Genomic DNA, 22577 nt, shown 5'->3' with positions numbered 1-22577 from the left:
GGGACGTGATTCAGGCAACCAGGAGATCAACATGGCAATTCTTGCCAAGGGAAAGATGTTTGCAGCGGCCGCGATGGCGGTGCTTGCGCTGGCGACGGGCGCACAGGCAGCGGCCAGCTGCGGCAAGACCGGCGCCGGCTTCGAGGCCTGGAAGCAGGACTTTGCCGCGCAGGCCAGGTCGGAAGGTGTGGGCGCCAAGGGGCTGGCCGCTCTGGCCGGGGCGAACTACGCGACAAAGACCATCTCCGTCGACCGCGGCATTCACAAGGCCTTCAGCGGCTCGGTGGACGATTTCATGCGGCGGCGCGGCGGCGCGGCGATTATCTCCAAGGGCCGGTCGCTGAAAAAGTCGAATGCGGCGCTGTTCTCCAAGATCGAAGCGAATTACGGCGTGTCGCCGGGCGTGTTGCTGGCCATCTGGGGTATGGAAACCGGCTTCGGTTCGGCCATGGGCAACCAGAACACCGTCTCTGCGATTTTGACGCTTGCCTATGATTGCCGCCGCCCGGGGTTCTTCTACCCGCATGCGATCGCCGCCCTGAAGCTGGTCGATCGCGGGGCGTTGACAGCCTCGTCGGTCGGGGCCGCGCATGGCGAGATCGGACACACGCAGTTCCTGCCAGGAAACGTCCTGAAATATGGCGTCGGCGGCGGAAACCTGCGCGACAAGGGCACGGCGCTGGCTTCCACTGCCAACTTCCTCAAGGGCCATGGCTGGCGGGCAGGTGCGAGCGCGAGTGCGAATATGGGCGCGATTGCCGGCTGGAATTCCGCGAGCGTCTATCAGCAGGCCATCGCCCGCATTGCCACGGCGATCGACGGCGATTGACGGAACATGCACCGGGCAGAAGGCCCCGGCCATTTTTGACTTGATCGAAAACCCGGCGTGAATGCCGGGTTTTTATTTGATTTCGAGCGTGTAGGAGCAGCCGGCCAGGGTCTTGCCGGGATGGGACTCGACGGTCGAGACGTTGAGCTTGACGTCGGTGGAGAAGGTCAATCCTTCCGACTCTTCGGTGCTTTGGACAACGACCTTTTCGCCAAGGAATTTTTGCGGCGTGGAAAACACGGCCATGACGTCGAGTTCTTTTGCAAGCTCCGGCGCGGCAACGCCGTCGAGCACGGCCATCGGCCCCGCAGCGGTAAACACGATCGATCCTGTCTCGCGGTTGAACACGCGGATTTTGGCCGGCAGTTCGTATTGGCTGAGAAACGGATTGGCGGAGGCAACCTCCTTCCAGCCAAGCGTTTCAACGGCACCCGGTGCGCTGGACAGCCACAGGGCAAAGTCGTTGTAAGTCGGAACGTCCGCCCTGCACTCGATCAGCGCGGGAAGGTCAAGAGAGGCGGGGTCGAACTCCTGGCCGGCGGCCGGCGTCGCCAGAACAACCAGCGGCGCCAGGCAGCGACCGAAACCGCGCATCCGCCCTACTTGGCGCGGTTGCGCGCTGCCAGCGTTCTCAGCCGCAGTGCATTGAGGCGGATGAAGCCGGCGGCGTCCTTCTGGTCATAGGCGCCACGGTCATCCTCGAAAGTGACCAGCGCATCGGAGTAAAGCGTCTTCTTCGACTTGCGGCCGGTGACCATGACGTTGCCCTTGTAGAGCTTGAGCCGCACCGTGCCCTCGACGTCTTCCTGGCTCTTGTCGATCATCGCCTGCAGCATCAGCCGTTCGGGCGCAAACCAGAAGCCGTTATAGATCAGCTCGGCGTAACGCGGCATGAACTCGTCCTTGAGGTGGGCCGCACCTCGGTCGAGCGTGATCGATTCGATGGCCCGGTGGGCGGCGATCAGGATGGTGCCGCCTGGCGTTTCGTAGACGCCGCGCGACTTCATGCCGACGAAGCGGTTCTCGACCAGGTCGAGCCGGCCGATGCCATTGTCGCGGCCGAGATCGTTGAGCGCCGCCAGCATGGTTGCCGGCGACAGCTTCTTGCCGTTGAGCGCGATCGGGTCGCCCTTCAGGAACTCGATCTCGATCTCGGTGACCTTGTCGGGCGCATCCATCGGCGAAACGGTGCGCTGGTGGACGAATTCCGGCGGCTCGCTCCATGGATCTTCCAGAACCTTGCCCTCGGAAGAGGAGTGCAGCAGGTTGGCGTCGACCGAGAACGGCGCCTCGCCCTTCTTGTCCTTCGGCACGGGGATCTGGTGCTGTTCGGCAAAGTTCATCAGGTCGGTGCGCGACTTGAACGACCAGTCGCGCCACGGCGCGATGACCTTGATGTCGGGGTTCAGTGCGTAAGCCGAGAGCTCGAAGCGAACCTGATCGTTGCCCTTGCCGGTGGCGCCATGCGCGATCGCATCGGCGCCGGTTTCCCGGGCTATATCGACCAGATGCTTGGAGATCAGCGGCCGGGCGATCGAGGTGCCGAGCAGATAGGTGCCTTCATAGACGGTGTTGGCGCGGAACATCGGGAAGACGAAGTCGGCGACGAATTCCTCGCGCACATCGACGATACGGATGTCCTTGATGCCCATCATCTCGGCCTTGCGGCGCGCCGGTTCCAGCTCTTCACCCTGACCGAGATCGGCGGTGAAGGTGATGACCTCGGCGCCGAACTCGGTCTGCAGCCATTTCAGGATGATGGATGTGTCGAGACCGCCGGAATAGGAGAGCACGACTTTCTTGATGTCTTTGGTTTTGGACATTTTTACCCCGTCGGTGGCGGACGCCCCAGCCTGGGCGTCACAGATTGTCGCAGCGCCTTTTAGCAGGAACGGCAGAGCGAGCAAGCACGCGTGCATGCATGGCTTCTGGTCCAGCGCATGGCGGGAGCGCGATGCCTGGGCCGTGGCGTTTTGGCGGGACCGTGCCATGGCGCCCCGCATCGCAGCACTAAGAAGATGCAGTTCAGCACGGAGCGCGGTCTATCCGCGCGACGGGGCCGACCGCGAGCGGTTGGTCAGCAACGCCGACCTTGCCATGTACCGGGCGAAGAACGACGTGACGCGAGCCGTCTGCTTCTACGAATCCGCCATGGACGAGACGGCGCGGGCGCGCCGCGCCTTGGCCACCGACCTTCGCCAGGCGATCGACCGCGGCGAGCTTTCGCTTCACTATCAGGTGCAGACCTCGGTCCCGACCGGCGCCACCTGCGGCTACGAAGCGCTGCTGCGCTGGACCCATCCCGTGCATGGCATGATCCCGCCCGCCGAATTCATCCCGATTGCCGAAGAGAACGGCTCGATCATGGCGATCGGCGAATGGGTGCTGCGGACCGCGTGCCGGCAGGCGGCCTCGTGGGGCAATGGCCACAAGATCGCGGTCAATTTGTCGCCGGTGCAGTTCGCCCATGCCGATCTCGCCAAGCTCGTCCATCAGATCCTGATCGAGACCGGGCTGTCGCCGAAACGGCTGGAGCTGGAGTTGACCGAATCGACGATCGTCGCCGACAAGGTGCGCACGCTGCATGTCCTGCGCCAGGTCAAGGCGCTTGGGGTGACGATCGCGATCGACGATTTCGGCACCGGCTATTCATCGCTCGATACGCTGCGCTCGTTTCCCTTCGACAAGATCAAGCTCGACCGCTCATTCATGGCCGATGTCGAGCGAAGCCCGCAGGCCAAGGCCATCATCCGGGCGGTGCTGACGCTGGGCCGCAGCCTCGACATTCCGGTGCTCGCCGAAGGCGTCGAGACACATGTCCAGCTCACCATCCTGCAGGTCGAAGGCTGCAATGAGGCGCAAGGCTATTTTCTCGGCCGGCCCAAGCCGATCGACCAGATCACCGGGGACACCGATGTCCGCAACGATCGACTCTTCGCGGAGGAGCCAGCGAGGATACGGCTGAGCAGGCAGGCATAGGACTGCCGCGGCCGGCGCCCAGCGAATGCCGTGCAGACGCCTGCTGGATCGAGATCGGATCGCTGCTGTGTCTGGCGTCGACATGGCGCATCCTGTATAGGCCTCCCAATTCCCCGGGGCCGCTCATGTCGTTCATTCCAGACACCACCACGCTGATCCAGTTCGCCATCGCCACGGTCATCCTGGCGATCACGCCGGGGCCGGACATGACCCTGTTCGTCTCGCGCACGCTGAGCCAGGGCCGTGCCACCGGCTTTGCCTCGATGGCCGGCGCGCTGTGCGGCACGCTGATCCACACCACGCTGGTGGTGGTCGGCGTCTCGGCGCTGATCGTCGCCTCGCCGATGGCATTCTTCGTGCTGAAGATCTTCGGCGCCGGCTATCTCGTCTTCCTGGCCTGGCAGGCAATCACCAGGGGCTCGGCCTTTTCGCCGGAGAAGAAGACGGGACCCGAGATTTCGCTGTTGCGCAGCTGGGCGGCGGGCCTCGGCGTCAATCTGCTCAACCCGAAGATCATCCTGTTCTTCATGACCTTCCTGCCGCAGTTCGTCTCCGCACATGATCCGAACGCACCGGGAAAGCTGTTTTTCCTGGGCACGATGTTCATCGTGCTGTCGGTCCCGGTGACGGTGCCGATGGTGCTGGCGGCGGAAAAGTTTTCGGCGGCGATGAAGGCAAGCCCGCGCGTTACGCGGGTGGTCGACTATCTGTTTGCCGGCGTGTTCTCCGCCTTCGCCCTCAAGATCCTGACGGCCCAGGCGAAGTAGGCGCCGTCATCCTGTCCGGCCATCCTCTTTTGATTCTGGTTCGCCTTGCCACCAGCTTGCGGCCCAGCGCCCGGCGCTGAGCCAGTAAAAGATACCACCGACCATGCCGCTGCCGATCACGGCCATGATGGCGCTGGTGTCCCTGACGGCGAAGGCGGTGTCACCGCTGTGGTCGGCAAGCCCGAGGAAAACACCGGCAACCACCGCGCCCGCCAGCGCATAGAACAGCCAGTCGCGCCGGCCCAGGATTTCGGCAAGCAGGATGACGACAGAGGCCGGCATCAGGGCGAAATAGGCGACGAACAGGGCGGCGAAGGGAATTGAAAAATACAGGGAAGCCGTCGCCGTCGGATGCGCATGCTCCGGCGTGTAGCCGAGCGATGCCAGGAACAGGATGTTGAGGAAGGCGCTCGCCGCCAGCGAGGCGACGGCATAGCCGAACAGGATGACGGTGAAACGGATGAGGTAGCCGACGAGACGCGCCATCAATCCCGGCCCAGATTCCGGCCCGTGCCGGACCTGCGTCCAGCCAGAAGCCAGTAGATCCAACCGGCGGCGATGCCGGCGGTGGCGAGAAAACCCAGAAAGCCCGGATTGAAGACAAAGCTGCTGGCCGAGCGCGGCATGGATACGCCAAAGGCAATGGACGTGATCGCACCAGTGGCGGCGAAGTAGAACCATCCTCGAAGTGAGAACCGTTCGGCGACAAAGAGCGCCGGGCCGACGATCAACAGCGCGCCGATCATTACGGTCAACACGGCGAGCGGGAACGAGCCAAGCCAGTCGAAGGCGAAAATGATCGACCAGTTGCCGTCTTCGATGCCTTCCAGAAGAGCGATCAGCAGCACCGGCACCAGGATCGAGGTCAGCACGGCGGCGATATAGCCGACCGCCATGATGGCGAGGCGTCTTAGGCAGGCGAAGGGGCGGTTCACGCCTCGCCGTGCCCCGCTATCATCATCGCTTCCAGAGCCAGCCGGTCGACCTTGCGCATGCGCTCGGAGTCGGATTTGAGCTGGCCGCAGGCGGCGAGGATGTCGCGGCCGCGCGGCGTGCGGATCGGCGAGGCATAGCCGGCATTGTTGATGTAGTCGGCGAATTTCTCGATCGTTTCCCAGTCCGAGCACTGGTAATTGGTGCCCGGCCACGGGTTGAACGGGATCAGGTTGATCTTGGCCGGAATGCCCTTGAGCAGCTTGATCAGTCCCTTGGCGTCCTCGATGGAATCGTTGACGTCCTTCAGCATCACATATTCGAAGGTGATGCGCTTGGCGTTCGACAGGCCGGGATAGGCGCGGCAGGCGGCGATCAGTTCCTTCAGCGGATACTTCTTGTTGATCGGCACAAGCAAGTCGCGCAGATCGTCATTGGTGGCATGCAGCGAGATTGCCAGCATGACGCCGATTTCCTCGCCGGTGCGGAAGATTTCCGGCACGACGCCGGAGGTCGACAGCGTGATGCGCCGCTTCGACAGGGACAGGCCGTCACCGTCGGAAGCGATCAGCAGCGCCTTCTTCACCGCTTCGAAATTGTAAAGCGGCTCGCCCATGCCCATCATGACGATATTGGACACTTTGCGGCCTTCGGCCGGCACGATGGCGCCGTCGGGCGTGTCGCGGTCAGGGAAATCGCCGAGCCGGTCGCGGGCGGTGAGCAGCTGGGCGAGGATCTCCTCGGCCGTCAGATTGCGCACCAGCTTCTGCGTGCCGGTGTGGCAGAACGAGCAGGTCAGCGTGCAGCCCACCTGCGAGGAGATGCACAGCGTGCCGCGACCCTCTTCGGGAATGTAGACGGTTTCGATCTCGACAGGCCGGCCGGCGCCGCGCGGCGGAAAGCGGAACAGCCACTTTCGCGTGCCGTCGGCGGAAATCTGCTCCTCGACGATCTCGGGCCTGGCGACGGTGAAATGCTTGTCGAGCTCAGCACGCAGATCCTTGGAGATGTTGAACATGCCGGCGAAATCGGAGACGCCGCGCACATACATCCAGTGCCACAGCTGCTGGGCGCGCATTGTCGCCTGGCGCTCGGGCACAGCGCCTGATGCAACCAGAGTCTCGGCGAGTTCGATCCGCGTCAGGCCGATCAGCGACTGCTTTTCGGGCTGTGCCGAGCGGGCACGCAACGCGTCGCGGGCGCTGTCAGTGGTGAGATCGAATGAAAGGGTCATGGTTGCACTGATATAAGCGGTTTGCGGCCGATTTCACGCATCGTGCCGGAAAGGAAGCGCGGCGCATAGCACAGGTTGAGGGCAGAGTCATGCTCAGCTAGCTTTACGATCTACGATCGCCTTGGAACGACGTCGGCACCGCCCCTCGTCATGGCGGGCATTTTTCTCCCGATAATGCCTGTCTTGCGGCGGCAGCGCGTTTGGCTGATGGCTTCCCCCACTCCGTCGAGCGTAGCTCGACGGAGTGGGGGTCGACCTTTCACCGAAGCGATGCTTCCGCCTGGCACTCAGGCGAGCGCCAACGACAGGTTTTTCCGGCGCTAGTTTAATAGACTGCCCAGCTGTGTTAGGCCGAAACATTCCCCGCTCGAGGACAGACATGGCCGGCACATCGCGAAAATATCCCATGCTGCGGCGTTCGCGCGCGATGTGGGGCTCACGGCGGGTCTGGCAGCCGCGCCTGGTGTTCTGGGCCGGCGCGCTTGGCATCGGTGTGATCAGCGTGCTGTTCGCGGTGCTGGCCGACAGGGCGCAGGAACTGTTTCAACTGATGACAGGAGATGCAGGCGGCTGGCGTTTCTATCTGCCGCTTGCCATTACGCCGTTGGGTTTCGTGCTGTGCGCCTGGCTTGCCCACACCTTCTTTCCCGGTTCGCAAGGCAGCGGCATTCCGCAGGCGATCGCCGCCCGCCATCTGCGTGACGACGAGGACCGCAGCCACATCCTGTCCCTCAAACTGGTGGCCGGCAAAATCATGCTCACCATCGTCGGCCTGTTCTGCGGCGCCTCGATCGGCCGCGAGGGTCCGACGGTGCAAGTCGGCGCGTCGCTGATGCTGCAGGCGGCACGCTGGGGCGGCATGGTGCAGGCCCGGGGTCTGATCCTGGCCGGGTCGGCCGCCGGGATTGCCGCCGCCTTCAACACGCCGCTGGCCGGCATCGTCTTCGCCATCGAGGAGATGGGCCGCACCTATGAGGCGCGAACCAACGGGCTGGTGCTGACGGCGGTGATCCTGGCCGGTCTCGCTTCGCTCGGGCTGCTCGGCAACTACACCTATTTTGGCGTCGCCAGGGACACCATCTCGTTTGCCGCCGAGTGGCCGCTGGTGATTGCCTGCGGCGTCATCGGCGGCGGGTTCGGCGCGCTGTTCTCGCTGCTGGCGTTGAAGGCGACGCGGCGGATCCGGCGCTGGAACACTGGGCAGCCTTTGCGGCGCGCCCTGATCGTGGCCGCAATCTGCGGGCTTGCGGTGGCGGTGATCGGCATTGCCTCGGGCGGGCTGACCTTCGGCACCGGTTACGTGCAGGCGCGGGGCGCCGTCGAAGGCACGCCGCTGCCGTGGTTCTTCTTCGCCGAAAAGTTCCTGGCGGGATTGCTGTCGATGATCTCGGGCATTCCGGGCGGTATCTTCGCGCCCTCGCTGGCTGTCGGCGCCGGCATCGGCAGTTCGCTCGGCCTCCTCTTTGGCGCGAGCACTGGGGTGGCGGCACTGCTCGGCATGGCCGGCTATTTCGCCGGTGTGGTGCAAGCGCCGATGACGGCCTTCGTCATCATCCTGGAGATGACCGGCAATCACGACAATGTCATCGCGCTGATGCTGGCCTCGATGCTGGGCTACGGCACGGCGCGCATGATCTCGCACGAGCCGCTCTATCACGCGCTATCGCGTGTCTTCATCGCCGAGGCGATCCGGCGCCGCCGGGCGGAGGCCGGGCCGGGGCAAGTATGAAAGAAAAAAGGCCGGACTTCGCGGCCCGGCCTTTCCCTCAAAAAAGTAGCTTTGCCTATTTACACTTGGCGATCGATGTCAGCGCCGCCGAAATGCCCTTCAGAGAGAAGACATAGGAGGTGGGATTGCCGCGGCCGGACTTCGCCGTCACCTTCATGTCGGTGCCGGTCTTCATGGCGGCGATCAGTACCGGCTCCTCGGCGGCATTCTCGACCCAGGCCGATTTGCCGCGCGTGAACATCGAAAACGTCTTCTTGTCGATGGTCACGGTGGCCTTGGAGCCTTCCTGGAAATTGTAGCCGGCAATGAATTGCGGCTCGTAGGACACTTGCTGGCCGGGCCGCTGGCTGACGAAGAAGAACATATCGCCATGGTCGAGCGTGGGCGGCTGCTTGTCGGTCGGCACGGTCAGGACATAGCAGACCTTGCCGCCCGATGCCTGGTAGCTGTAGGTGCCCCAGGCATTGTGCTGGCCGATCTTGGTCGCCGACTGCGCCAGTGCCGGCGCTGCCACGGCCACCAGGGCCAGACTCGAAACTATCGCAATCAATCCGCGCATCGCTTTTCCCGTATTCCAAATGGTGCGGAGGCAGGCCGGCTTGGCGTCCTGCCCGTCGCTTCATTTTGATTTAATCTGGGTTACCAAACGGTGAATTTCCGAAGAGAAAAGGACCCTCACCCCGAGGAAACCGCCACCATACCCGCGCCGCCGCCCTGCGAGCGGGTGGCGCGACATCCCTTTGGCGACTTGAAGGCCACGAAAGCGGCAAGAGTTTGACTTTTTACGCTGTCGCCGAAAGCCGGCTTCAACGGCGTTCCGCGCGCGTGTTCAGCCCTTCTCGGCCATGGCGTCCCTGGCGGCCTGCCGGTGCGCAGTGGTGATGTGGGCACTGACGGCGGTGATCGCGGCGGTGAGCACAGCGATGTCGTCGGTGAAGCCAAGCCCGAAGACGAAGTCGGGGATGACATCCACCGGCAGCACGAAATAGCCGAGCGCGGCCAGCAGAATGCCCTTGGCGCGCAGCGGCGTGTTCTTGTCCATGGCGCAATAATAGGCGGCCACGACCTCTTCCATGAAGGGGATCTGCCGCGCGGCCTTCTTGGCTGTGCGCCAGAATTTCTCGCGCACTTCGCTCTCGTCTGACGGCTTGCCGCCAAAGCCGAAGAAATCAAAACCGGATTGTTGCGCCATCAGTCTCTCCTTGCGGGGCTCATGCGCATCCGGCGCCTGCCCCGCGGGGGAAAATGTGGTGAAACCCGACCCCCGCTACAAGATGCCGGTGCCGATTTGGGCCTGCCGAGGCGATACCAGGCCTCAGGCGCCGGCAAAACGGTTCATTTTCGTGGCCAGATCGATATCGAGCGCAGTGACGCCGCCGGCGTCGTGGGTGTTCAGCGTCACGTCGACGGTCTTGTAGACATTCGACCAGTCGGGATGATGATCCATCGCCTCGGCGGCAAGCGCGACGCGGGTCATGAAGGCGAAAGCCTCGGAGAAATTCGCGAAGGTGAATGTGCGCTTGATGGAGGCGCCGTCTTCCGCCAGCGCCCAGCCGTCGAGGCCCGTCAATGCGGCTTCAGCGGCTTGCCTGCCCAGTTTCTCTCTCGCCATGTCCCTATCCTGTGCTATTCGAAAACGACCCTCACCATAGCGACGGATCGATGAGCGCGAAGCCTATAAATTCCATTCTCTTCGTCTGCCTCGGCAACATCTGCCGGTCGCCGCTGGCGGAAGGTGTCTTCCGCGCCGTTTGGGCCGAGCGCGGGTCGGCCCGGGATATCCTGCTCGATTCGGCGGGAACCAGTGACTGGGAGGCCGGCTCTGCCCCCGATCGACGCGCGATCGCGGTCGCCATGCGGCACGGCGTCGACATTTCCGGGCAGAGGGCGCGCAAGGTCACGCCGCAGGACCTCCACCGTTTCGACCTGATCCTTGGCATGGACCGGTCGAATGTCGCTGACCTGAAGGCGCTGGCGCCGGCGGCCGTGCAGGACCGTATCCATCTGTTCCTGGAATTCGCGCAGGGAAAGGCACGCGACGTGCCGGATCCTTATCATGACGAGGCAGAAGCCTTCGCTTCCGCCTATCGCATGATCCGCGAGGCGTCGGAGGCGCTGGCGACAAGGCTGGAGGCGCGGGCGTCCGTGCCTGACAGCGGCCAGGCTTCCTCGACGATGTAGGGTCCGCCGCCGACCGAATCGCGCGACGACATCAAAACGAAACGGCCGATGCGGAACGGCAGCGTCGAGAAATTGCCGCGCGCCGACAGATATTGGGCAACGTCCAGCGGGGTCGAATTGCGCAAGCGCGCCAGCGTCACATGCGGCATGAATTTGCGCGGGTCGGCCGGGATGCCGAGCCGCTGGCAGATGCGGTCGACCTCACCTTGAAGGGCGGCCAGATCGGGCGAGGCGGAAGCGCCCGCCCATACCGCATGCGGCTTCTTCTGGCCGAAAGCGCCGACGCCGGTCAGCGCCAGCGAGAAAGAAGGGCGGTGGACGCGGTCGAGCGCGTTGGCGATCTCGTCGGCGACATGGCCGGGAACATCGCCGATGAAGCGCAGCGTCAGATGGTAGTTTTCGACGTCGATCCAGCGAGCTCCCGGCAAGCCGCCCCGCAGCAGGGACAGCGAAAGGGCAGCGTCACGCGGAATTTCGAGGGCGGTGAAAAGACGCGGCATGAAGAGCCTCCCTTCCTCGAATCGAACTGTCACCCATAGCGAATCATCGATAGTCAAACGGAGCAAGAGGTTTGTTGGCCACAGTCCCTGTTAAAAGCTCGCCGGGCGGAAACAGTTCCAACCCGCTAGGAATCGCCCGGCACCGCCGCGATCACCTTCTCGACCGCGGGCAGGATGCGTTCGACCATCTGGTCGACGCCTCGTGCGCTCGGATGCAGGCCGTCCTCGAGCTGCATGCCGGGCTGGCCGGCGACGCCGTCGAGAAAGAACGGGTAGAGCGCGACGTCGTATTTCTTCGCCAGGTCCGGGAAAATGGCGTCGAAGGCGCTCTGGTAGTCGGGACCGAGATTGGGTGCGGCGCGCATGCCGGCCAGAAGCACGGCAATCTTGCGCTGCTTCAGCTTGCTCAGCATCTCGTCGAGGTTCTTTTTGGTGATGTCGGGCGAGACGCCGCGCAGCATGTCGTTGGCGCCGAGTTCGAGGATGACCAGCTGCGTGCCGTCCGGCACCGACCAGTCAAGCCGCGCCAGGCCGCCGCTCGTCGTGTCGCCGGAGACGCCGGCATTGGCGACGGTCACGTCGTGGCCTTTGGCGCCAAGCGCTGCCTGCAGCCTGTCGGTAAAGCCCTGGTCGGGTCCAAGGCCATAGCCCGCCATCAGGCTGTCACCGAAGCCGACGATCTTGAACGGCTCGGCACGCGCCGACGACATGACGCCGCAAATGGCGAGGAAAACCACGAAGCCTGCGGCAATACTGCGTTTGAAAGACATGCGGCAGGCCCCATATGAGCTAGGAATTCTCCAGTCGACGGCTTCCGGCAAGCAGAGCCTTCATTCCCAGATATAGGACGATTTCATTTTGACAGAAGCCGTCATCGCGCTGAAAGACGTGTCCCTGACCCTTGGCGAGGGCGCTTCATCGGTCCATGTGCTGAAGGGGGTGAGCCTCGACGTGGCGACCGGCGAGGCGACCGGCATCGTCGGACCTTCGGGTTCCGGCAAGTCGACCTTGCTGATGGTCCTGGCAGGCCTGGAAAGGGTCGATTCGGGTACGGTCCGAATCGCCGGCGAGCTGCTCAACGGCAAAAGCGAGGACCAGATTGCTTCGTTTCGTGGCCGAAACATTGGCATCGTGTTCCAGTCCTTCCATCTCATTCCCAACATGACGGCGCTCGAAAATGTCGCGGTGCCGCTGGAACTGGCCGGCCATTCCGATCCGTTCGCGGTGGCGGCGCGCGAGCTGGCGGCGGTTGGCCTCAGCGACCGCGTCACCCACTATCCCGGCGAATTGTCGGGCGGCGAGCAGCAGCGCGTGGCGATCGCCCGCGCATTGGCGCCGTCGCCGCGCATCCTGATCGCCGACGAGCCGACCGGCAATCTGGACCAGGCGACCGGGCGGCAGGTCGCCGACCTCCTGTTTGCGAAGGCGGCCGAGCGCGGCATGACGCTGGTGCTGGTGACGCATGATCCGGCGCTCGCGGCACGCTGTTCGCGCCAGGTTTCGATGCACTCGGGCCGGATCGAGGCACCGGCGCCGGTCAAGGTGACGGCCTGATGCCGCTGTCCCGGACGTTGAGGCTCGCTGTCCGCTTCTCGCTGCGCGAGATGCGCGGCGGCCTGTCCGGTTTCCTGATCTTCCTCGCCTGCATCGCGCTCGGCGTCGCGGCCATCGGCGGCGTCAACTCGGTGGCGCGTTCGATCACCGCCGGTGTCGCCAATCAGGGCCAGACGCTGCTTGGCGGCGATCTTCGCTTCCAGATCAACCAGCGTGACGCCAGTCAGGCGGAGCGCAGCTTCCTTGACGGGCTCGGCACGGTTTCGCGGACCGCCAGCATGCGTTCGATGGCGCGTCTCGCCGACGGATCCGACCAGGCGCTGGTCGAGGCCAAGGCGGTCGACCATGTCTATCCGCTCTATGGCACGCTGGAGACCGAGCCGGCGCTGTCGAAACAGGAACTGTTCGGCGAAGAGTTCGGCGTCTTCGGTGCGGCAGCGCCCGATCTTCTGTTCGAGCGGTTGCACGTCAAGCTTGGCGACCGGCTGAAGCTCGGCACCGCTACTTTCGAACTGCGCGCCAAGCTGGTCGCCGAACCGGATGCCGTGTCCGACGGCTTCGGCTTCGCGCCGAGGCTGATGATCTCGACCGAAGGGTTGGCGGCCACTGGACTGATCCAGCCGGGCAGCCTGGTCGAGAATGCCTACAAAATCCGGCTGCCGGCGGACGCCGACGAGGCAAGGCTCAAGGCCATCCAGGATCAGGCCGCCACGGATTTTCCGGAAGCCGGCTGGTCGATCCGCACGCGCAGCAACGCGGCGCCCGCGCTGTCGTCCAACATCGAACGCTTCTCGCAGTTCCTGACCCTGGTCGGGCTGACGGCGCTGGTGGTCGGCGGCGTCGGCGTCGCCAATGCGGTGCGCGCCTATCTCGACGGCAAGCGCGGCGTCATCGCCACCTTCAAGAGCCTGGGCGCTTCGGGCGGCTTCGTCTTTGCCGTCTATCTCGTGCAGATCCTGATCATAGCCGGATTGGGTGTCGTGCTAGGCCTTGTGCTCGGCGCACTAATGCCCTTCGCGGCGAGCGCGGCCTTGCAATCCGTCATTCCGGTGCCGGCCGAAGGCGGCTTCTATCCCGGCGCGCTCGGCATGGCGGCGCTGTTCGGCCTGCTGGTGACGTTGGCTTTCGCGCTGCTGCCGCTCGGCCGCGCCCGCGACGTGCCGGCAACCGCGCTGTTTCGCGAAATGGGACTGGAAGGCCGCGGCTTGCCGCGCCCCGCCTATGTCGCGGCGGCCATAGGCATCGCGCTGCTGCTTGCGGCGCTGGCCATTCTGTTCTCGGGCGACCAGCGCATCGCCTCGATCTTTGTCGGCGCTACCGTCTTCGCCTTCCTGGTGCTGCGCTCGGTCGGCGCACTGGTGCAATGGGCGGCCAGGAAAAGCCCGCGCGTGCGCTTCGTGGCGCTCAGGCTCGCCATCGGCAACATCCATCGGCCAGGCGCCCTGACGCCATCGGTGGTGCTGTCCCTGGGGCTCGGGCTGACGCTATTGGTGACGCTGGCGCTGATCGACGGCAATCTCAGGCGACAGATCTCAGGCAGCCTGCCGGAACGGGCGCCGAACTTCTTCTTCGTCGACATCCAGAGCGCCGATGTCGCGTCCTTCTCGGCGCTGATCGGCAAGGAGGCGCCGCAGGGCGTGCTGGCCAAGGTGCCGATGCTGCGCGGCCGGGTGATGGCGCTGAACGGTGTCGATGTCGACAAGGTGAAGGTGCCGGCGGAAGGCGCCTGGGTGCTGAGGGGGGATCGCGGCCTGACCTATGACACCAGGCAGCCGGAGAACGCGACGCTGACCGAGGGCAGTTGGTGGCCCGAAAATTACAGCGGCGAACCGCTGGTTTCGTTTTCGGCGCAAGAAGGCAAGGAGATCGGGCTGAAGCTCGGCGACACCATCACCGTCAATGTGCTGGGCCGCAACGTCACGGCCAGGATCGCCAGTTTCCGCCAAGTCGAATGGGAGACGATGGGTATCAATTTCGTCATGGTCTTCTCGCCCAACACATTCGCGGGCGCCCCGCATGGCTGGATGGCGACGCTGACCGAAAAGAGTGCATCGACGGCCGACGACGCCCGCATCCTCAACGCCGTCACCCGCGCCTTCCCGGCGGTGACGACGGTGCGGGTCAAGGACGCGCTCGACATCGTCAACCGGCTGGTCGGACAGCTCGGCACGGCGATCCGGGCGGCCGCTGGCGTGGCGCTGATCGCTTCGGTGCTGGTGCTGGCCGGCGCGCTTGCAGCCGGCAACCGGGCGCGCATCCATGATGCGGTGGTGTTGAAGACGCTGGGCGCGACACGCACGACGCTGATATCGGCCTTCTCGCTCGAATATATGCTGATCGGGCTGGCCACCGCCATTTTCGCGCTGGCGGCGGGCAGCGCAGCCGCCTGGTTCGTCGTCGCGCGCATCATGACTCTGCCGTCGCATTTCATGCCGGAGGTGGCGGTGGCAACCATTCTGTTTTCGCTGGTGATCACGGTCGGCATTGGTCTCGCCGGTACTTGGCGGGTGCTCGGCCACAAGGCAGCACCGGTGCTGCGCAACCTGTGACGACAGGCCCGGAACGGGCATCCTGGATTAAATCTTGGTAAGAAAGCCGTCCGAAAAGCCGAGGAAACGGCGCTTCGCCCTCTCACGAACCGTTACATCCGGTTACGGTCTTGTTCTTGACGCGAATAACCATCATATTTCGCCACAGGCATGCTGGAGCCCTGCCAGCGGCGCCCAGGTCCGGAAGGACCTGACACCGGACGGGGCAGAAGCAATAGAGGACTACAATGGCTGATCCCATTCGCAACTACCAGACGCGCGCCGTGCCCGGCGTCGGCGTCGGTGCCGACATCGATCAGGGCCTGCGCGCCTACATGATCAAGGTTTACAATCTGATGGGGCTTGGCCTCCTCATCACCGGTCTTGCCGCTGTCGGCACGATCATGCTGGCCACCACCACCGATCCGGCTTCGGCTGTCGCGACGCTGCCGAGCGGCGAGATGCTGACGTCCTTCGGCTACGCGATCTTCGGCTCGCCGCTGCGCTGGGTGGTGATGCTGGCGCCGCTGGCCGCCGTGCTGTTCCTGTCGTTCCGCGTCCAGTCGATGAGCGTTTCGGCAGCGCAGACGACGTTCTGGGTCTATGCCGGTCTCGTCGGCCTGTCGCTGTCTTCGATCTTCCTGGTCTACACCACGGCCAGCATTTCACAGACCTTCTTCGCCACGGCCGCCGCCTTCGGTGCGCTGTCGCTGTTCGGCTACACCACCAAGCGCGACCTGACGGCGATGGGCTCGTTCCTGATCATGGGCGTGTTCGGCATCATCATCGCGTCGGTGATCAACATCTTCCTGCAGTCGTCGGCGCTGTCGTTTGCCGTGTCGGCGATCGGCGTGCTGGTCTTCGCGGGCCTCACCGCCTATGACACGCAGAAGATCAAGGAGATGTATTTCGAGGGCGACAGTTCGGACGTTGCCGGCCGCAAGGCGATCATGGGCGCGCTGACGCTCTATCTCGACTTCATCAACCTGTTCATGTTCCTGCTGCAGTTCATGGGCGACCGTCGCTAGTTCAGCATGCTGGACCATCGAGTTCCAAAAGGGCGGCCCAACGGCCGCCCTTTTCTTTTGTGCCGGGCTTTGCTGTTATCGCGAGCAGAGAAATGGCACCCATAAACTATGAGCACTATTACGATTCGACCGGCGACAGCGGCCGACCTCGACAGCATCACCGGCATCTACGCCGACGCGGTCGCCCAAGGCACGGCGAGCTATGAGTTGGAGCCGCCGAGCCGCGCGGAGATGGGTGTTCGATTCGACAGCCTGATGGCCGGCGGCTTTCCCTACCTTGTGGCGGAGAAGGACGGCGCGGTTCTCGGCTACGCCTATGCCGGTGCCTTCCGGCCACGCCCGGCCTATCGCTTCATTGTCGAGGATTCGGTCTATGTCGCGCCCGAGGCCAAGGGCCAGGGCGTCGGGCTCAAGCTGATGCAAAGCCTGATCGAGGCGGTGACGACGGCGGGCTTTCGCCAGATCATCGCGGTGATCGGCGATGGCCGTCCCGACAGCGCCTCGGTGCGGCTGCACGAAAAGCTCGGCTTTCGCCATTCGGGCCGCCTGGAAGGCTCCGGCTACAAGCACGGGCGCTGGCTGGACACGGTGTTCATGCAGCTGTCGCTGAATGGCGGGGCATCGGCGCCGCCCGATCCGAGTTCGCTGCCAGAGCGGAAGTTTCGCCTTAGAGGGGACTGAAGAAGGAACTGAAGAATTGCGCAATTGAAGAACTGAAGAATAAAAAGAAGCGGCGGCAACAGATGACGCCGAGGCCTTTTCTTCAACTCATCAATTCTCCATTTCTTCAATTCCCCTGCTCTAATTCCCTGCTCAGGCTTCGACCAGCTTCAACTTGCTGTCGAACACACCGAGCACGCGGCCGAGTTCCTGGCCGCGTTTCAAGATGCGGCCGCCGGCGGCGATGACGGCAAAGGCGCCCTGCTTGCGGGCCAGTTTCGGATCCTTGACGATCTGGAACAGCGGCACTTCGCTGGTGCGGCGGAAGACGGAAAAGACAGCGCGGTCGGCGAGATGATCGATGGCGTAGTCGCGCCATTCATTGGCGGCGACCATGCGTCCGTAGAGCCTGAGGATCTGGTCCAGCTCGCGTCGGTCGAACCGCACCGGCTGATCGAGACGTTCGCGTCGCGCCTCGTGCAGCGGGATTATTGCGGATGCGTCCCCATCCCCCGTCCCGCCACTGTCATCGGTCATGCCTCGATCCTTCAAAATGAATCTTTGCCAACCAAAGTTGGCGTGTTCGCGACTGAATTGCAAGGCCCGGCGAACCGAGCCCCGCGCCGCGCCGTTTCCGTCACGTCCAGTCACTTTTATGAAACGCCGTGTTGGAATTGGTGATGTTCCGCCACATTTCTGCCTTTTTTTATCCGCGCTCATGCCCCAATGTCCGACGAATTTACCGGCGTTGCCTGAGACGGTTCGGTCCGGCACCGGCTCGTAAACCCCAAGCCCCCCGCCCACGGGTCTGCGTCGGATCGAACCAACCTCGGCTCTTCCTCGGAAGAACCGGGAGCGACGATCCCAAAACCTAAATGACCGGCGTCAGAAGCAAGCTGACGTCGGTTTTTTATTGGCTGGTGATAGGTGAACCTTCGCGCTACCGCGGCAGGGGTTTGAGCGCTCTATCTCAAGGCTTGTGGATGAATGCGGCGCCGAGAATGGGACCGGGCATGCCGTCCTTGCCGACCGACTGCAGCAGCACGGCGCAGCCGCCCTTTTTGGCAATCTCGCTCATCGGCAGTTCGTAGCGCTGTGCCTTGCCATGCCACATGCCGGCGGTCTGGATGCCGGTGACGGCGTTCCAGTAGGTCATCTTGCGGCCGGTATTTTCGCCCTCGCCGACTTTGACCGTCTGCGGCGGGTCGAAATAGACGATGACGACATGGGCGTCGCTGGGGCCGTTGCCGGCATCGCCGGCGTCGATCATCACGCGATCGCTGGTACGGCTGACCTTGACGGCGACGCGCATGCCTTCACCGCTCTTGGCCATGCGGGCGAGCGCACCATCGACCTCGCCGCGGTTGGCGCCGTTGACATGGACGCGGCCATTGATGACGGCCTGCGGCGTATAGACGGAGCGGCTGCCGAAGGCGCGCATATAGTCGTATTGCCGCTCGGTGTTCTCCTTGCGGCCGAGCGTGTCCTGCCAGCCGAGATAGTCCCAGTAGTCGACGTGATAGGCGAGCGCGACGATGTCTTCCTTGGCGGCAAGTTCGGAGAACAGAGTATCGGCCGGCGGGCAGGAACTGCAGCCCTGGCTGGTGAACAGCTCGACCACGCCCAATGGCTTTTCGATCTGGACCCGGTCGGTCTGGGCGCGATCGGATTCGCCGGCATGCCCGGCGCCGGCAGACGCCGAGAAGGCCAGCGCAAGAGCTGCCAGCCACAATGATTTTCGCGAGGCCATGGCCATTCCGATTCCCGCCGGTGATGCCGGCTTTATCTTGATTGCTGAAATATGTGGCAGAACCGGAAGTCAACGGGAAGTCACGTTGCGGTGAAATTTTGCCGTTGCAGCCGACCGCAACGCCGCAATAGGAAGGATCTGCGCTTCAGGATAGAAACCGATTCGGGCGGCAATCGCGATGTGGCAAACGTTTTTGGCGCCGGTCGACCTCTATTGCGAGCGGACCGGCCCGGAATTCTGGTCCGAACCGGTCAACGCCCTGACCAACTTCGCCTTCATCGCCGCCGGCCTGTGGGGCGTGCGCGAGGTGCGAAGGCTGGGCACCGGCGCCTTCGCCGAGGTTCTGGCCTGGTGGGTGGTGGCGATCGGCATCGGCTCGACGATCTTTCACACTTTTGCCACCAAGGGCACGGTCTGGGCCGACGTGCTGCCGATCGCCGGCTTCACGCTGGCCTACACGCTGTTCAATCTGCGTCGCTTCCTCGGCATGCGATGGGGCAAAGCCATCGCCATCTTCATCGCCTTCTATGTGATTGCCGGGGCGATAACCGTTGCCGTGCCGGACTGGCTGCGCCAGGCGTCGAACGGCACGACGGGCTATCTGCCGCCGTTCCTGGCGCTCGCCTTCTTCGGCGCGCTGGTGGCCGCCAGCGGCAATCGCGCCGGCTGGTACAATCTGGCCGGGTCGGCGATCTTCGTGGTGTCCGTCATCTGCCGGATGATCGACCCGCTGGTCTGCGGCGGCTTCCCGCTCGGCACGCACTTCCTCTGGCACATCCTCAACGGGCTGATGCTGGGTGTGTTGTTGGCCGCCGCGGCGCGGTTCGGGAAGCCGAAAGTAAGGGAATAGGGGAATAGGGGAATAGGGGAATAGGGGAATAGGGGAATAGGGGAATAGGGGAATAGGTATTCCCTTCCCTACTCCCCTACTCCCCTACTCCCCTACTCCCTTACTAAGCTGCCAGATCGCGCAGCACGTATTGCAGGATGCCGCCGTTCTTGAAGTAGTCGAGCTCATCCAGCGTATCGATGCGGCAGATGATCGGCACGTTCTTCACCGTGCCGTCGCCATAGGTGATTTTGGCGATCATCGTCTGGCGCGGCTTGATGGTGCTCAGTCCGTCGATCTCGACCAGCTCGTCTCCCTTGAGGTTGAGCGATGCCCATGAGGTGCCTTCCTCGAAGACGAAGGGGATAACGCCCATGCCGACCAGGTTCGAGCGATGGATGCGCTCGAAGGACTGGGCGATGACCGCGCGGACACCGAGCAGATTGGTTCCCTTGGCCGCCCAGTCGCGCGACGAGCCGTTGCCGTATTCGACGCCGGCGAAGACGACCAGCGGCACGCCTTCCCTTTTGTACTCCATCGCCGCGTCGTAGATCGATTCCTCTTCCTTCGACGGGTAGTGAATGGTGTAGCCGCCCTCGCGGCCGTTCTCGCCCAGCATGTGGTTGCGGATGCGGATGTTGGCGAAGGTGCCGCGCATCATCACCTCGTGATTGCCGCGCCGCGTGCCGTACTGGTTGAAGTCGGCGACACCGACGCCGTGGTCGGTGAGATATTTTCCGGCCGGCGACGCTGCCTTGATCGATCCGGCCGGCGAGATGTGATCGGTGGTGATCTTGTCGCCGAACAGGCCGAGCACGCGGGCGCCCTTGATGTCGCCGATCTTGCCGAAACCTGATGTCATGCCGGCGAAATAGGGCGGGTTCTGCACATAGGTCGAGTTGTCGTCCCAGGCATAGGTCTGGCCTTCCGGCGCCTTGACGTTCTGCCAGTACTCGTCGCCCTTGAAGACGTCGGCATACTTGCGGGCGAACAGCTCGCGGGTGACGTTCTTCTCGATGAACTCCTGGATTTCGGCCGAGCTCGGCCAGATGTCCTTGAGGTAGACCGGCTCGCCGTTCTTGTCCTCGCCGAGCGGCTCTGTCGTGAGGTCCTTGGTGACAGTTCCGGCCAGCGCGTGCGCGACGACCAGCGGCGGCGAGGCCAGATAGTTGGCCTGCACGTCAGGCGAGACACGGCCTTCGAAGTTGCGATTGCCGGACAGGACCGCGGCGGCGATCAGGCCCTTGTCGTTGATGGTTTTGGAGATCGGCGCCGGCAGCGGGCCGGAATTGCCGATACAGGTGGTGCAGCCGAAGCCGACCAGGTTGAAGCCGATCTGGTCGAGCTCCTTCTGCAGGCCGGATTTCTCCAGATATTCGGCGACCACCTGGCTGCCGGGAGCCAGCGAGGTCTTCACCCACGGCTTCTGCTTCAAACCGAGCCGGTTGGCATTGCGGGCCAAAAGACCGGCGCCGATCAGCACGCTCGGGTTCGAGGTGTTGGTGCAGGAGGTGATGGCGGCAATGACGACATCGCCGTGACCGAGATCATGGTCGGTGCCTTCGACGGCATAGCGCTTGGAGATTTCGGCCGCCTTCTTGTATTCGGTCTCCATCGCCTTGGCGAAGCCTTCCGGAATGCCTTCCAGGGCGACGCGGCCTTCAGGCCGCTTGGGGCCGGCCATCGACGGCACGACGGAACCAAGTTCGAGCTCGAGCAGATCAGTGAAGACAGGGTCGGCCGAGCCGGTTTCACGCCACAGGCCCTGCGCCTTGGCGTAGGCCTCGACCAGCGCGATGCGGTCCTCGCTGCGGCCGGACATTGTGAGATAGCGGATGGTTTCCGAGTCGACTGGGAAGAAACCGCAGGTGGCGCCATATTCGGGGGCCATGTTGCCGATGGTGGCGCGGTCGGCCAGCGTCATGTTGGAGAGGCCCGGGCCGAAGAACTCGACGAACTTGCCGACGACCCCCTTCTTGCGCAGCATCTGGGTGACGGTGAGCACGAGGTCGGTGGCGGTGACGCCCTCTTTCAGCTTGCCGGTGAGACGGAAGCCGATGACTTCCGGCAGCAGCATGGAGACCGGCTGGCCGAGCATGGCCGCCTCGGCCTCGATGCCGCCGACGCCCCAGCCGAGCACGCCCAGGCCGTTGATCATGGTGGTGTGCGAATCGGTGCCGACGCAGGTGTCGGGATAGGCTGTGGTTTCGCCGTCCTCGGTGTTGGTCCACACCACCTGGCCGAGATATTCGAGGTTGACCTGATGGCAGATGCCGGTGCCGGGCGGCACGACGCGGAAGTTGCGGAACGCCTGCTGGCCCCATTTCAGGAATTTGTAGCGCTCTTCGTTGCGCTCATATTCCAGCTCGACATTGCGGGCGAAGGCCATCGGCGTGCCGAATTCGTCGACGATGACGGAATGGTCGATGACGAGGTCGACCGGCACCAGCGGGTTGATCTTCTGCGGATCGCCGCCGAGCGAAGCCATGGCGTCGCGCATTGCGGCAAGATCGACCACGGCCGGAACGCCGGTGAAATCCTGCATCAGCACGCGGGCCGGCCGATAGGCGATCTCGACGCCGGCGGTGCCCTTGTCGGTCAGCCAGCCGGCCACCGCCTGGATCGATTCCTTGGTGACGGAGCGGCCGTCTTCGTTGCGCAGCAGGTTTTCCAGCAGCACCTTCATCGAATAGGGCAGTTGCGAGATGCCGGTAAGGCCGTTCTTTTCGGCCTCGATGAGATCGAAATAGGCATATTCAGCGCCGCCTGCGGTCAGCGTGCGGCGGCAATTGAAACTGTCGAGGGATTTTGACACGTGCGATCCTTGTCTGTTCAGCCTGAAAGGGAACGGACGCCGATGGCATGCAATCACGCGCAAAGGTGCGGGTACGGCCATTTCCGCTGTCCGTTCCCAAGCAACCCGAGCCGTTCAAGGCGGCGCGTGCGCTGGTTCGGCGCTAATTCTGTTCCCGTGCCGACCGCTGGCACGGATGCACCGCATATAGAGAATTTTCTGGAATAGTTCTAGACAGTTGGAAAGCAATTTTGTGCGATGCGGCAGCGGCCGCGACACATG

22 protein-coding genes and 1 pseudogene are annotated in these 22577 nt (G+C 63.7%); 10 read left to right on the top strand and 13 right to left on the bottom strand.

Going from position 1 to position 22577, the window contains the following annotated elements:
• The first annotated feature begins 31 nt into the window (after positions 1-31).
• Positions 32-829 (top strand): lytic transglycosylase domain-containing protein, encoded by a 798-nt coding sequence (locus tag EOC83_RS24925; RefSeq protein WP_024504026.1) that lies wholly within the window; start codon positions 32-34, stop codon positions 827-829.
• A 72-nt stretch (positions 830-901) separates the two neighbouring features.
• On the opposite strand, the gene EOC83_RS24920 is transcribed toward EOC83_RS24925, so the two are convergent.
• Together EOC83_RS24920 and EOC83_RS24915 are read right to left on the bottom strand one after the other, a co-directional pair.
• On the bottom strand, positions 902-1423 hold the full coding sequence (locus tag EOC83_RS24920) for a hypothetical protein (RefSeq protein WP_027162880.1): 522 nt from the start codon (positions 1421-1423) through the stop codon (positions 902-904).
• Between the two features lie 5 nt (positions 1424-1428).
• The gene (locus tag EOC83_RS24915) at positions 1429-2652 is read right to left on the bottom strand and encodes an argininosuccinate synthase (RefSeq protein ID WP_063169556.1); all 1224 of its coding nucleotides are present in this window, start codon (positions 2650-2652) and stop codon (positions 1429-1431) included.
• Between the two features lie 214 nt (positions 2653-2866).
• On the opposite strand from EOC83_RS24915, the pseudogene EOC83_RS24910 reads away from it, so the two are divergent.
• A pseudogene (locus tag EOC83_RS24910) lies at positions 2867-3808 on the top strand (GGDEF domain-containing phosphodiesterase); the annotation flags it as partial.
• A gap of 125 nt (positions 3809-3933) precedes the next feature.
• Positions 3934-4575 carry a LysE family translocator gene (locus EOC83_RS24905; protein WP_013528810.1) on the top strand — a complete coding sequence of 214 codons (642 nt, stop codon included), beginning with the start codon at positions 3934-3936 and terminating at the stop codon, positions 4573-4575.
• Positions 4576-4581: 6 nt separating this feature from the next.
• On the opposite strand, the gene EOC83_RS24900 is transcribed toward EOC83_RS24905, so the two are convergent.
• The 3 genes from EOC83_RS24900 to rlmN are packed head-to-tail and all read right to left on the bottom strand — an operon-like array spanning position 4582 to position 6742.
• The gene (locus EOC83_RS24900; RefSeq protein WP_063169555.1) at positions 4582-5061 is read right to left on the bottom strand and encodes a hypothetical protein; all 480 of its coding nucleotides are present in this window, start codon (positions 5059-5061) and stop codon (positions 4582-4584) included.
• A complete protein-coding gene (locus EOC83_RS24895; protein ID WP_224618958.1) occupies positions 5061-5471 on the bottom strand; it encodes a hypothetical protein in 411 nt (136 codons plus the stop codon). Before EOC83_RS24895 ends, EOC83_RS24900 begins: the two co-directional genes overlap by 1 nt.
• 35 nt (positions 5472-5506) lie before the next feature.
• Entirely contained in the window at positions 5507-6742 is a 1236-nt protein-coding gene (gene rlmN, locus EOC83_RS24890) for a 23S rRNA (adenine(2503)-C(2))-methyltransferase RlmN (RefSeq protein WP_063169553.1), read from the bottom strand.
• A 379-nt stretch (positions 6743-7121) separates the two neighbouring features.
• On the opposite strand from rlmN, the gene EOC83_RS24885 reads away from it, so the two are divergent.
• Positions 7122-8471: a chloride channel protein gene (locus EOC83_RS24885; RefSeq protein WP_063169552.1), complete on the top strand. Its 1350-nt coding sequence runs from the start codon at positions 7122-7124 to the stop codon at positions 8469-8471.
• 55 nt (positions 8472-8526) lie between these two features.
• On the opposite strand, the gene EOC83_RS24880 is transcribed toward EOC83_RS24885, so the two are convergent.
• The 3 genes from EOC83_RS24880 to EOC83_RS24870 all read right to left on the bottom strand — a co-directional run bounded on the left by EOC83_RS24880 (position 8527) and on the right by EOC83_RS24870 (position 10083).
• Positions 8527-9030 (bottom strand): invasion associated locus B family protein, encoded by a 504-nt coding sequence (locus tag EOC83_RS24880; RefSeq protein ID WP_013528815.1) that lies wholly within the window; start codon positions 9028-9030, stop codon positions 8527-8529.
• Between the two features lie 270 nt (positions 9031-9300).
• Complete coding sequence (locus EOC83_RS24875; RefSeq protein WP_013528816.1) at positions 9301-9663, bottom strand: YkvA family protein; 363 nt, start codon at positions 9661-9663, stop codon at positions 9301-9303.
• A 123-nt stretch (positions 9664-9786) separates the two neighbouring features.
• Positions 9787-10083 carry a 4a-hydroxytetrahydrobiopterin dehydratase gene (locus EOC83_RS24870; RefSeq protein WP_063169551.1) on the bottom strand — a complete coding sequence of 99 codons (297 nt, stop codon included), beginning with the start codon at positions 10081-10083 and terminating at the stop codon, positions 9787-9789.
• Between the two features lie 50 nt (positions 10084-10133).
• Here EOC83_RS24870 and EOC83_RS24865 point away from each other — a divergent pair, with 50 nt between their 5' ends.
• On the top strand, positions 10134-10652 hold the full coding sequence (locus EOC83_RS24865) for a low molecular weight protein-tyrosine-phosphatase (protein WP_013528818.1): 519 nt from the start codon (positions 10134-10136) through the stop codon (positions 10650-10652).
• Here EOC83_RS24865 and thpR read toward each other — a convergent pair.
• Both thpR and EOC83_RS24855 read right to left on the bottom strand, forming a co-directional pair.
• Positions 10556-11152: an RNA 2',3'-cyclic phosphodiesterase gene (gene thpR / locus EOC83_RS24860; RefSeq protein ID WP_063169549.1), complete on the bottom strand. Its 597-nt coding sequence runs from the start codon at positions 11150-11152 to the stop codon at positions 10556-10558. The two genes, EOC83_RS24865 and thpR, sit on opposite strands and share 97 nt — an antisense overlap.
• Before the next feature lie 125 nt (positions 11153-11277).
• On the bottom strand, positions 11278-11922 hold the full coding sequence (locus tag EOC83_RS24855) for an arylesterase (RefSeq protein WP_013528820.1): 645 nt from the start codon (positions 11920-11922) through the stop codon (positions 11278-11280).
• An 88-nt stretch (positions 11923-12010) separates the two neighbouring features.
• Between EOC83_RS24855 and EOC83_RS24850 the strand changes: the two genes are divergently transcribed.
• From EOC83_RS24850 to EOC83_RS24835, 4 genes are all read left to right on the top strand, one after another.
• Complete coding sequence (locus EOC83_RS24850; protein ID WP_063169548.1) at positions 12011-12706, top strand: ABC transporter ATP-binding protein; 696 nt, start codon at positions 12011-12013, stop codon at positions 12704-12706.
• Positions 12706-15255, top strand: coding sequence for an ABC transporter permease (locus tag EOC83_RS24845; protein WP_063169547.1), 2550 nt, complete (start codon positions 12706-12708; stop codon positions 15253-15255). The genes EOC83_RS24850 and EOC83_RS24845 overlap by 1 nt, the downstream gene beginning before the upstream one ends.
• A gap of 227 nt (positions 15256-15482) precedes the next feature.
• On the top strand, positions 15483-16262 hold the full coding sequence (locus tag EOC83_RS24840; protein WP_013528823.1) for a Bax inhibitor-1/YccA family protein: 780 nt from the start codon (positions 15483-15485) through the stop codon (positions 16260-16262).
• A gap of 108 nt (positions 16263-16370) precedes the next feature.
• Positions 16371-16943 (top strand): GNAT family N-acetyltransferase, encoded by a 573-nt coding sequence (locus tag EOC83_RS24835; protein ID WP_063169546.1) that lies wholly within the window; start codon positions 16371-16373, stop codon positions 16941-16943.
• A 132-nt stretch (positions 16944-17075) separates the two neighbouring features.
• On the opposite strand, the gene EOC83_RS24830 is transcribed toward EOC83_RS24835, so the two are convergent.
• Both EOC83_RS24830 and EOC83_RS24825 read right to left on the bottom strand, forming a co-directional pair.
• Entirely contained in the window at positions 17076-17459 is a 384-nt protein-coding gene (locus tag EOC83_RS24830; protein ID WP_013528825.1) for a DUF2794 domain-containing protein, read from the bottom strand.
• 433 nt (positions 17460-17892) lie between these two features.
• Positions 17893-18678 carry a thioredoxin family protein gene (locus EOC83_RS24825; protein WP_013528826.1) on the bottom strand — a complete coding sequence of 262 codons (786 nt, stop codon included), beginning with the start codon at positions 18676-18678 and terminating at the stop codon, positions 17893-17895.
• A gap of 172 nt (positions 18679-18850) precedes the next feature.
• Here EOC83_RS24825 and EOC83_RS24820 point away from each other — a divergent pair, with 172 nt between their 5' ends.
• Complete coding sequence (locus EOC83_RS24820; protein WP_063169545.1) at positions 18851-19522, top strand: ceramidase domain-containing protein; 672 nt, start codon at positions 18851-18853, stop codon at positions 19520-19522.
• 103 nt (positions 19523-19625) lie between these two features.
• On the opposite strand, the gene acnA is transcribed toward EOC83_RS24820, so the two are convergent.
• A complete protein-coding gene (acnA, locus tag EOC83_RS24815; RefSeq protein ID WP_013528828.1) occupies positions 19626-22316 on the bottom strand; it encodes an aconitate hydratase AcnA in 2691 nt (896 codons plus the stop codon).
• Between the last annotated feature and the right edge of the window lie 261 nt (positions 22317-22577).

The sequence above is a fragment of the Mesorhizobium sp. Primo-A genome (assembly GCF_003997175.1).
Taxonomy (GTDB): domain Bacteria; phylum Pseudomonadota; class Alphaproteobacteria; order Rhizobiales; family Rhizobiaceae; genus Mesorhizobium; species Mesorhizobium ciceri.
Note: the sequence above shows the minus strand (reverse complement) of the source record. Positions and strands in the feature narration are given on the sequence as shown.